The sequence below is a fragment of the Pseudomonas sp. ACN8 genome, assembly GCF_002303925.1.
Classification (GTDB): Bacteria; Pseudomonadota; Gammaproteobacteria; order Pseudomonadales; family Pseudomonadaceae; genus Aquipseudomonas.
Map to the genome: position 1 here is coordinate 19214 of NZ_MRCS01000064.1, position 9837 is coordinate 29050.

General features: G+C 58.9%; 10 protein-coding genes and 1 pseudogene. 10 read left to right on the forward strand and 1 reads right to left on the reverse strand.

Annotated features, from left to right (window positions below; translation table 11 throughout):
• Positions 1-91: 91 nt before the first annotated feature.
• The 10 genes and pseudogenes from BSF44_RS26535 to hdeA all read left to right on the forward strand — a co-directional run bounded on the left by BSF44_RS26535 (position 92) and on the right by hdeA (position 9356).
• Positions 92-1066 carry an NmrA family NAD(P)-binding protein gene (locus tag BSF44_RS26535; protein WP_095946004.1) on the forward strand — a complete coding sequence of 325 codons (975 nt, stop codon included), beginning with the start codon at positions 92-94 and terminating at the stop codon, positions 1064-1066.
• Positions 1067-1124: 58 nt separating this feature from the next.
• Positions 1125-2408: an acyl-CoA dehydrogenase family protein gene (locus BSF44_RS26540; RefSeq protein WP_095946005.1), complete on the forward strand. Its 1284-nt coding sequence runs from the start codon at positions 1125-1127 to the stop codon at positions 2406-2408.
• 40 nt (positions 2409-2448) lie between these two features.
• Entirely contained in the window at positions 2449-3579 is a 1131-nt protein-coding gene (locus BSF44_RS26545; protein ID WP_095946006.1) for a trans-acting enoyl reductase family protein, read from the forward strand.
• 21 nt (positions 3580-3600) lie between these two features.
• The gene (locus tag BSF44_RS26550; protein ID WP_095946007.1) at positions 3601-5157 is read left to right on the forward strand and encodes a class I adenylate-forming enzyme family protein; all 1557 of its coding nucleotides are present in this window, start codon (positions 3601-3603) and stop codon (positions 5155-5157) included.
• Positions 5158-5212: 55 nt separating this feature from the next.
• On the forward strand, positions 5213-6451 hold the full coding sequence (locus BSF44_RS26555) for a thiolase family protein (RefSeq protein ID WP_095946008.1): 1239 nt from the start codon (positions 5213-5215) through the stop codon (positions 6449-6451).
• Positions 6452-6509: 58 nt separating this feature from the next.
• Complete coding sequence (locus BSF44_RS26560; RefSeq protein ID WP_095946009.1) at positions 6510-7304, forward strand: SDR family oxidoreductase; 795 nt, start codon at positions 6510-6512, stop codon at positions 7302-7304.
• A 64-nt stretch (positions 7305-7368) separates the two neighbouring features.
• Positions 7369-7746: a hypothetical protein gene (locus BSF44_RS26565; protein ID WP_095946010.1), complete on the forward strand. Its 378-nt coding sequence runs from the start codon at positions 7369-7371 to the stop codon at positions 7744-7746.
• Positions 7747-8000: 254 nt separating this feature from the next.
• Positions 8001-8570, forward strand: coding sequence for a MepB family protein (locus tag BSF44_RS26570; protein ID WP_095946011.1), 570 nt, complete (start codon positions 8001-8003; stop codon positions 8568-8570).
• Between the two features lie 61 nt (positions 8571-8631).
• A pseudogene (locus BSF44_RS26575) lies at positions 8632-8925 on the forward strand (integrase core domain-containing protein); the annotation flags it as partial.
• Positions 8926-9050: 125 nt separating this feature from the next.
• A complete protein-coding gene (gene hdeA / locus BSF44_RS26580; RefSeq protein ID WP_095946012.1) occupies positions 9051-9356 on the forward strand; it encodes an acid-activated periplasmic chaperone HdeA in 306 nt (101 codons plus the stop codon).
• A gap of 260 nt (positions 9357-9616) precedes the next feature.
• Here the strand turns inward: hdeA and BSF44_RS26585 are convergent.
• A partial coding sequence (locus BSF44_RS26585; protein WP_141250096.1) for a DUF1214 domain-containing protein occupies positions 9617-9837 on the reverse strand: 221 nt, incomplete at its 5' end.

Consider the following 9837-nt stretch of genomic DNA (forward strand, 5'->3'; position numbering starts at 1 on the left):
ACAATAATCGACCAAATATTCCGCCACTCGCCTTAAAGCGAGGCAGGCACAACCGCCCGCCCGCATGACTGATCACAGCCAGGAGAACAGCATGAACAAGAAGACCGTCACTGTATTCGGCGCCACCGGGACCGCCGGCGTCGCGTGCGTCAATGAGTTCATTCGCCAGGGCCTGGTCAATATCAATGTGCTGGCGCGCCGCTCCGGCCAGGTGGAACACTCATCGTCGGGCATCAGCAAGAGCGAGGCGCAAAAACAGCTGCAGTACGCCGAATGGGCGCGTCAGGGCGTGACCATCAAGGAGGTCGACGTCACCATTGCCCAAGCGCTGGTCCCGGCGCTGCGTGGCACCGACTACCTGGTGTCCTGCGTGCCGCTCTACGCCACCGAATCGCAGATGCCGCTGATCTTTGCCGCCAAGGAAGCCGGGGTCGAACGCTTCGTGCCATCCGAGTACGGCGCGATCTACGAGTTCGAGCAGTTCTGGCAGACCGACACCACGCACCGCTTGATGGCCCGGCAGAAGGCGTTCATCCGACGCATGATCGAACTGGCCGGCATGGACTACACCATCATTCCGGCCGGTGCCTGGATCGAGTACTACATGCTCGAGCCGGTGATGGTGATGGGTGATCCCGACGCCAGGCTGGCCTGGTCGACCGGCGCGGATGTCGGCCGCATCATTCCACATGTGCTGGCCCACCCGGCCTCGCGCAATGCGATCTGCCCAGTCGCGGCCACGGCCTGGTGTTCGTGGAACGAGCTGCTGGCCGCGCGCGAACAGGCCGTGGGGCGCCCGATCGAGCGTAACGAGTTGACGCCCGAGCAGTGGCGCGCAGCCTACGCGGCTTCCCATCCCGGCGCCATCCAGACCCTGCTGGCGATCGGCGTCGCCATGGTCGATACCCCAGCAGGCATGTCGCTGTGCGGCCACTGGAACAAGACCTTCCTCCCCGAATTCAAGGGGACACCGCTGCAAGAGCTGTTCGTCGACACCGTAGAGCCTTTCGTCGAGGCCACGCGTGCCGCGCTGATCGCCGCCGGCGAACTGCCGACCGACGCCTGACGCGTCTCGATGCCTGGCGTGCAGGCCATAAGAAAAACCGAGCGATATGACGAGGCCCATGATGAAACTGAGTAACCGGATCAATCTGCCTGACATTTCAATGACCGGCTTTGAAACGCCCCTGAACGAGGTCGAGCGCGGTATCCAGGACAGCGTGCATCGCTTTGCCAAGGACTTCATGCGCCCCCTTGGTCAGGAACTCGACAAGATGACCGCAGAGCAGGTGGTTGCCCCCGGCTCGCCGTACTACAGCCTGTTCAGCGAAGCCGCCAAGTTGGGCCTGAGTTCCGATCTGCTGGCCGAACTGCCGCCGGAAACGGCTGTACGCGTCGAGTCTATGATCGGCGAGGAAATGGGCTGGGGCGATGCCGGTCTGGCGGTTTCCCTGGGCGTCAGCACCTTCCCGAACGAGATGGCCAAAGCCGTAGGGAACCAGGAGCTGATCGATCTGAGTGCCGGGAAAATCGGCTGCTGGATGATTACCCATCCGGACAAGGGCACTGATGTCAGCGCCTTCGACTTGCAGCGCGACTGGGTGCCGGGGCAGTTGGGCAACAAGGGCAATCTCTTCGCCAAGGTCGGCGAGCACGAGATCGTCATTAACGGCCAGTGCTCGGCCTGGGTGTCCAACGGTGCGGTGGCCCAAGTGGCTCTGGCCTACATGACCGCCGACTATGGCAACGGCTTCTACGATGCCAATGGCTTGCCCTATGGCATCTCCGTCATCGTTCCCCTGGACTTGCCCGGTGTCAGCAGGGGCAAGCCCCTGGAGAAGATCGGTCAGCGCGCCCTGCCGCAGGGCGAGGTGTATTTCGACAACGTGCGGATTCCCAAGCGCTTCGCCGTGGCCCTGCAGGACGAGTACTACGGCAACGTCGTGTCGACCTGGTCGTTCGCTGGCACCCACATGGCGCAATGGTTCACTGGCGTGGCACGTTCCGCCTTCGAACTGGCCCTGGCCTACTGTCATGAGCGCAAGCAGGGTGGCCAACTGCTGATCAACCACCAGCTTACCCGCTACCGCATCGGCGACATGATGCGTCGTGTCGAGCTTTGCCGGGCTGTCGCCCGGCGCACCCTGGCCTATGCGCGCCTGTCCCCGCAGGGGCACCCCTGTGCCACGGCTTCCGGCAAGGTCACCGTGACCGAAGAGGCCATGCGCGTGGTCAGCGATGCCATGCAGCTGTTCGGCGGCAACGGCCTGACCCGCGAGTACCCCATGGAGAAGTTGTTCCGCGATGCCCGCGCCGCGCTGATCGAGGATGGCGAGAACATGATGCTCACCACCCGCCTTGGGTTCCTTGTCCAGGAGCTCTACGAAGACGGCTGGCCCCAGTACTGATCCCAAACCCGACTGACAATAAACGTTGGAGACAATAGAAATGGCTAAGTATCCCGTAGTTGTCTATGGCGCCAGTGGCTACACCGGCATGCTGACCATGGACTGGCTGATCGACCAGAACATCCCCTTCACCGCTGTGGCGCGCGATGCCAGGCGCGCGCAGGAAATGATGGCGCAACGTGTGGTACGCCTGGAGTCCGCGACCTATGAAATCATCGAGGCCGAGCACAACGTCGAGTCGCTGAGCGCCGCCTTCAAGGGAGCCAAGGTCGTCTGCAACACCGTTGGGCCCTTCGTCAACTTCGGTCTGACCACCGTTGAGGCCGCGCTCAAGGCCGGCTGCCACCACATAGATACCACTGGCGAGCAAAGCTATGTCCGCCAGGTTCGCGAGCAATTTGGCGAACTCTATCGTCAGGCTGGCTTACTGGTTTCACCCTCGCTGTCCTACATGTTCAGCTTCTCCGAGATCGCCGCCGAACTGGCGCTGGAAACCCCCGGTATCGATGTGTTGGAAACCGCCGCCCTGTGCCGCGGCCCGCGTGATGTCGCAGGGGTCAGCCTGGGCTCGGCGGCGTCGATTTTCGAATTGTTCCACAGGGAGCAGTTCTACCTGTGGGAAAACAAGCTGGTGCAGCACCCGGCCACCGCTTCGTTCAACATTGTCGACCCCAACTTCATGCAGCCGGTTTTCTGCCTGCCTTGGGGGGGCACCTCGCTGCCGATTTACTTCGAGCATGATCCGCGCGTGCGCGCCTGCACCTCCGCGGTCGGGTTCTACGACAACAATGTGATGCCGATGGTGCATGGTCTGAGCCAGAAGTGGGAAGCGGAATACAAGCACCTGTCCAAAGAGCAGCAGGACGCGGTGGTGAGGAGCCTGGTAGAGGCCACCACGCCGAGCATGCCGCCCCGCGAACGCACCACCTTGCAACGCAGCGTCGACATCGCAATCGGCCGCGGTCACCTGTCCGCCGTGCGCGCTACCGTGCATGGCGTCACACCCTATATTTCCACCGGTGCCCTACAGGCCGCGGCGGCGATCAGGCTGCTCGACGACGACACCAACAAGGTCGGCTTCGCTTCCGGCTCCAAGGCTTTTGGACATCGCTATCTGCTCGGCTTCCTGGAAGAGCGCGGCCTGGCCCGTGCCACCGTTACCAAACTCTGATTACCGGCACAGGAACCACTTATGGCCATCATCGACTTTTACGATCGCGGCTGGGGCATCAACCCTGCCGGGGTCGCCTACATCCAGGGCGAGCGCTCTTACACCTTCAACGAAATCGGCGAGCTCTCGTGTCGCATCGCCAACAAGCTGCTCGCACTGGGCTTGCCGAAGGAAACCAAGGGTGCCGTCTGGTCAGGTAACGACGTCACCGCCTGGGCCTGCACGCTGGGTCTATGGCGCGCCAACATGACCTGGATTCCCGTCAACGCGCGCAACTCGAGCGAAGAAAATCACTACATCCTCGACGCATTCGATTGCGAGGTGATGTTCTACCAAAACGATTTCGCGCCAATCATCACCGAGCTACGGCCCAGGCTGCCGAAGATCAAGCACTGGATCTGCATCGATGCCGACGCAGTCGATGCACCTTCGCTGGAACTATGGAGCGCCGGCCAGCCGGCGAGCCGTCCCGAAGTCGTCTATGCCATGGACGATGTGGTGGCGGTCTCACCCACGGGTGGCACAACAGGCACGCCAAAGGGAGTGATGAACACCCACCGCAGCGTGCAGACGTTCATCGCCCACTTCCTGCTGACCTGTGCTTATCGCAATGGTGAAAAGCCGGTGAATATGGCCGCCGCACCGATGACCCACACTGCCGGCCTGTTGTCCGTACCCTGCACGGCGCAAGGTGGCACTGTCGTGGTCATTACCAAACCCGATCCGGCATTGATGTTGAACGCCATTGCGCAGCACAAGGTCAGCGAGCTCTTTCTGCCGCCAACGGTGATCTACAGGCTGTTGGAAATTCCCGGTATCGAGAAGCTGGACTTCTCCTCGGTGAAGTTCCTGTTGTACGGCGCAGCTCCTATGTCGGTAGACAAGCTGAAGAAAGCCATCGAGATTTTCGGCCCGGTCATGACCGGCGGCTATGGCCAGACCGAAGCACCGGCCAGCATCGCCAACTTTCGTCCCGACGAGCATCTGGTGGACGGCCAATTCGCCGACGACGAACGCCTGTCCTCGGTCGGCCGCCCCAACCCGCTGGTCCGCGTCGAAGTGATGAGCGACACCAACCAGATCCTGCCGCGCGGTGAAACCGGTGAAATATGCGTGCGCGGCGACCTGATCATGAAGGGTTACTACAAGCAGCCGGAGAAGACCGCCGAGACCATCATCGACGGTTGGCTGCATACCGGCGACATCGGCCATATCGATGCCGAAGGCTATCTGCACCTCACCGATCGCAAAAAGGACATGATCATTTCCGGCGGTTTCAACGTTTATCCCAGCCAGGTCGAGCAAGTGCTGTGGGGACATCCGGCCGTTCAGGACTGCGCCGTGATTGGCGTGCCCGATGAAAAATGGGGCGAGGCCGTCAAGGCCGTGGTCGAGCTCAACCCAGGCCAGGAAACCACCGAACAGGCGCTTATCGAGCTGTGCAAAGCCAGGCTGGGCAGCGTGATGGCACCGAAGTCGGTCGACTTCACTACCAGCCTGCCACGCAGCCCGGTGGGCAAGGTGCTGAAAAAAGAACTGCGTCAGCCGTATTGGGAAAACTCGGCACGCAAGATCTGACACAACCGGAGGGATGCGAACTGGACACCAACCAACTGAATATAAGGAATTTTCAATGAGCAATATCTATATCGCCGGCATCGCCATGACCGTTTTCGGCCGCCACACCGAACGCAGCCTCGACGACTTGGCACGCGAGGCTTTTCAGGGCGCATTGAAGGACGCCCGCTGCAGTGCCGCCGATCTCGATATCGCATTTTATGCCGGCATGACCAATGGCCCGTTGCAAGGCCAGCTCTCGATCCCCGGTCAAGTCGTGTTCAGCAAGATCGGTATTGAAGGCATTCCTATCTATAACGTCGAGAATGCCTGCGCCTCGGGTAGCTCAGCCTTCAATCTGGCCGTGCAAAGCCTCAAGGCCGGTACAGCCAGTATCGCGCTGGCGTTGGGCGCGGAAAAGATGAACATCCCGGATAAACTCAAAGCCCTCTCGCTGTTCGAGGCTGGTTGGGACGTATCTTGCGCCGAAGAGAATTATCAGACGCTGGTGAAAATGGGCGAAGGCGTGGTGCCGCCCGCCGGGTCGGAATCGGACAAGCCTTACAGTAAGTTCATGGCCATCTATGCCGCATTGTGCCGCCAGCATATGAAAACCTACGGCACCACACAGCGGCAGATCGCAGCGGTGTCGGCAAAAAACCACACTCACTCGGTCCATAACCCTTACTCGCAATTTCGCAAATCCTTCAGTATCGACGAAATCCTTGCCGCCCCTCCGATCACCTACCCGCTCACCCTGCCAATGTGCGCGCCGCTGTCGGACGGTGCAGCCGCCGCCATCCTGTGCACCGAGGAAGGACTCACACGCATCGGTGCCGACAAGAGCCGCTGCATCAAGGTAGCGGCCAGTGTCATCCGCAGCTTCAGCCATCGCCGGCTCGATCAGCCGGAACTGAACGTCGGTCACCTGGCAGCTAACCTGGCCTATGACCTGGCGGGTCTGGGGCCACAAGACATGCATGTCGCCGAAGTCCATGACGCCTCGGCGATGGGCGAAATCATTCAGGTCGAAAACCTGGGCCTGGTCCCGTTCGGTCAGGGCGGACCCGCGGCTGAACGTGGCGAATTCACCCTGGGCGGACGCATCCCGGTCAATACCTCGGGTGGCCTGGAATCGAAAGGTCATCCGCTCGGTGCTACCGGGATTGGCCAGCTCTACGAACTGGTGACGCAACTGCGCGGAGAGGCTGGCGCACGCCAGGTTCATGGCGCACGCCATGCAATCCAGGAGAACGGCGGCGGCTTGCAGGGTATTGAGGAGGCAGCGGTCGCGATCCACATTCTCAGCAAATAGTGCTTGTCAGCAAAAAAATTGTAGTGGCGAAACCAATCAAAACAAGAAGGATAAAAACATGTTCCGAAACAAAGTGGTCGTCATCACTGGCGCAGGATCAGGCATCGGTCGGGAGTTGGCTATCCAGATGGTGGAAGCTGGCGCACATGTCGCCCTGTCGGACATCAACCAGGTGGGTCTCGACAAAACCATGAAGCTGTTGCCTGACGCCAGCAAAGCGAAAAGTTACCTCCTGGACGTATCGTCCTGGGACGCCTTCCAGGCTCATGCCGACGAAGTGAAGCGCGATTTTGGCACGGCGCACTTCGTCATCAATAACGCGGGCGCCGCCGTCATCGGGACAGTTGCCAACACCTCCATCGATGAGTACGAGTGGCAACTCGGTATCAACCTGTGGGGCGTGTTGTACGGTACCAAAGCGTTCCTGCCGATGATGCAGGCCCAGCGAGAAGGCTGCATCGTCAATATTTCCAGCGTATTTGGCCTGGTGGGCTTCCCGATGCAAAGCGCTTACAACATGTCGAAGTTCGCCGTACGTGGTCTGACCGAAGCATTATGGTCGGAACTCGAAGGTAGCGGTGTACGCGCCGTATGTGTGCACCCTGGCGGAATCCGAACCAATATTGAAAAGTCCGGGCGACGTTGCAAAGCCGCCGGTAGTACAGAAGAAAAGTTCACGGCACTGGCAGACAAGATGCTACTGACGCCAGCGGCGGATTGTGCCGGCGACATCATCAAGGGGCTGCGCAAAGGAACCAAACGCATTATCACAGGGAACAAATCGAGCACCTTGTTCTGGATAAGCAGGCTGTTTCCCAATAGCTATCCGGCATTACTCAAGCTGCTTGGCTGAGACTCAAAAGTTCAAGGATGTCTCTGCGTGATGCGAGGCGCCACCACCTCTCAGGAACAATCCCATGACCGACAGTCATACCCGCAAGCTGTTTATTTCTGCCGCCTGCTTCAACGTACTCGCGGGCCTTCCGCTACTCATAGCTCTGCGACCCGTTGCTGCACTGTTGGGGCTGCAAATTACCCCCACCTCAACCCTCTTCATTCAACTCACCACGTGCCTGGTTATCGTATTCGGCTGGGCCTATTGGATGATCGCTCGCGATCCGCTGCACTATCGTCCCTATATCCTGCTCGGGGTAATCCTGAAAGTACTGTTCGTTGTGGTGGTTTATGGTCACTGGCTGGCGGGCAGCATCCCCTGGCCATTGCCGGTAGTGGCATCGGGAGACATCGTCTATGCATTACTGTTCTGGCGTTATTTGCAGCGTGCCGAGCGTTGAACGGTTGCGGTAGGGACGGCAGTTACCTGCTGCCCCCCGCTCAGATCCGTACGGGCGGAACTACCGCATACGGCTCCTGCCTCGTGTATGTGACGCGGCTTCAACATCGACGCAAATTCCGAGGATGTCTGGCTATCCCACCTTGCGCGATCACACGACGTAACCGCACGTAGTCCGCTTCGGCATATCGAATGGCGTAGCATATGTTTCGGATTGGGTCGTATGGTCAATGAGTCATTTAGGAGTAGTTCCCGTTGAAATGCGATTTGACTGCCCCGGACACAAAGTATGCAAGCGCGGCAGACCCTGCCCTCGGCCATATTCCGAACGATCTGATAGCGGCTATCCAGGATGTGTACAAGCCGGCGGGAATGCAATTGACGGATCAGGCTCTGCGCGAGGCTGAGAGTGCCGAGTATGGTGCCTCCCGCCTTGGCCTCGACGGACACACCATTGTCTTCCGTGTGGCTAAAACAACGCCGACAAAGATTGGACAGTTCGTCACGATATGGAAGCGCCCGACGTCAGGCAGCACCATTGCGCCTCTCGATGTCGATGACGGTGTAGCCTTTGTTGTGGTGAGTGTGTTCGATGCATCTCATCGTGGACAGTTTGTTTTCGACCAGAAGACACTGGTATCAAAGGGCATCATGGCGATTAACGGTAAAGGCGGTAAACGCGCCATCCGCGTTTATCCACCTTGGGTCAAACCAGTCGCCAAAGAGGCCGTTAGGACACAACAATGGCAACTACGATACTTCCTTCCTCTTGAACAAAGCGGCAGAGCCGATCCCATGCAGGTGCGTCGGCTATTTGAAGTTTAAGATCCTTATCCGTCATTCTTTAGTAAGCGTTTGTGAGTTGGTGGCTGAAATCCAACAGAAGGTCAGCGATAACGGTTCGGCTTACACCGCCGAACAGACGCGCTCGTTTGCTCGGCAGATCGGCTTGCAGCCGGCGACCACACCGGTTCGCAGCCCGCAGAGCAACGGCATGGCCGAGAGCTTCGTGAAGACGATCAAGCGGGACTACGTGGCGCACATACCCGAGCCGGATCAAGAAACGGCGCTGCGTAACCTGGCCATTGCCTTCGAACACTACAACGAGAAGCATCCGCACTGTGCCTTGAACTATCGCTCACCGAGAGAGTTCAGGCGTTTGGCCGCGGCATCCATTTAATGGGAGTTGGTGTCCGGTTTTGTAGGGGTAAGTCCAATCATGCTGACCTATAGTCAGTCACTGCGAATGCCCATTAACGAGCATTCGCGCTTTCTACCACGCAACTCCGTATCGAGATAAATTCAATGAATGCAAAGCAAGTGCTTGTAGCGACCCTGGTAATAATGACCAGCTCAACGGTCTTGGCCGCGAAAGCGCCCAAGACCCCTGTCGACAAGTGGACGTGTGGCGACTTTTTGGAGATGGATGAAACGTATCGCCCCAGCGCCGTTTTTTTCGCTGAGGGTTTTACTAAATCGGGTAAGCCCGTAGATGCCGTAATGGATGTCGATGGCACCCTCACAGTAACCCCAAAACTGATTGAAGCTTGTACTCAAAACACAAAGGGGTCATTCGTCAATACGCTCAACGAAACGAAAGCCAAGCAGTAAATCCAAGTAAAATCTGGAGATATTGAGTAAGAGCCCTCAAGGCACTCAAGCATTTGTCTCCAACTCTCCCTCACACGCATCAACCACCGGTCAAAGGTGCCCGCCCGGCACTGTCCTGCAATCCAGGCACCGATAAATCGTCACCGGACGAACGTACAACCCCATACATCGATCAGCTCGTGTTGCCACTCCCCCTTTCAAACTACCGAGTAATCAAATCAAACGGCTGCCTGCAATCGGCAAGCAGCCGCAAGTTCGCGTTACTTCGATGCCACCACGGCCGGTGGCTGCCAGCTGCCGCTGCCGGCGGGAAGAATCGAAGGTGCCGTGGTCTTCGGCCAGTAGAGGCGCATTACCAGATAGACCGTGTCGTCAGGCGCCGGCAACCAGTTGGCTTCCTTGGCCTTGCCCGGCGAATCCTTCTGGATGTACAGGGTCAGTGAGCCATCCGCGTTCTTCTTCATCGCCGACAGCATCGGCG

What these genes read in the sequence shown, in the direction of transcription:
- BSF44_RS26540 (WP_095946005.1), top strand. Translation starts at nt 1,125, where the DNA reads ATGATGAAACTGAGTAACCGGATCAATCTGCCTGACATTTCAATGACC.
- BSF44_RS26555 (WP_095946008.1), top strand. Translation starts at nt 5,213, where the DNA reads ATGAGCAATATCTATATCGCCGGCATCGCCATGACCGTTTTCGGCCGC.
- BSF44_RS26535 (WP_095946004.1), top strand. Translation starts at nt 92, where the DNA reads ATGAACAAGAAGACCGTCACTGTATTCGGCGCCACCGGGACCGCCGGC.
- hdeA (WP_095946012.1), top strand. Translation starts at nt 9,051, where the DNA reads ATGAATGCAAAGCAAGTGCTTGTAGCGACCCTGGTAATAATGACCAGC.
- BSF44_RS26565 (WP_095946010.1), top strand. Translation starts at nt 7,369, where the DNA reads ATGACCGACAGTCATACCCGCAAGCTGTTTATTTCTGCCGCCTGCTTC.
- BSF44_RS26560 (WP_095946009.1), top strand. Translation starts at nt 6,510, where the DNA reads ATGTTCCGAAACAAAGTGGTCGTCATCACTGGCGCAGGATCAGGCATC.
- BSF44_RS26550 (WP_095946007.1), top strand. Translation starts at nt 3,601, where the DNA reads ATGGCCATCATCGACTTTTACGATCGCGGCTGGGGCATCAACCCTGCC.
- BSF44_RS26545 (WP_095946006.1), top strand. Translation starts at nt 2,449, where the DNA reads ATGGCTAAGTATCCCGTAGTTGTCTATGGCGCCAGTGGCTACACCGGC.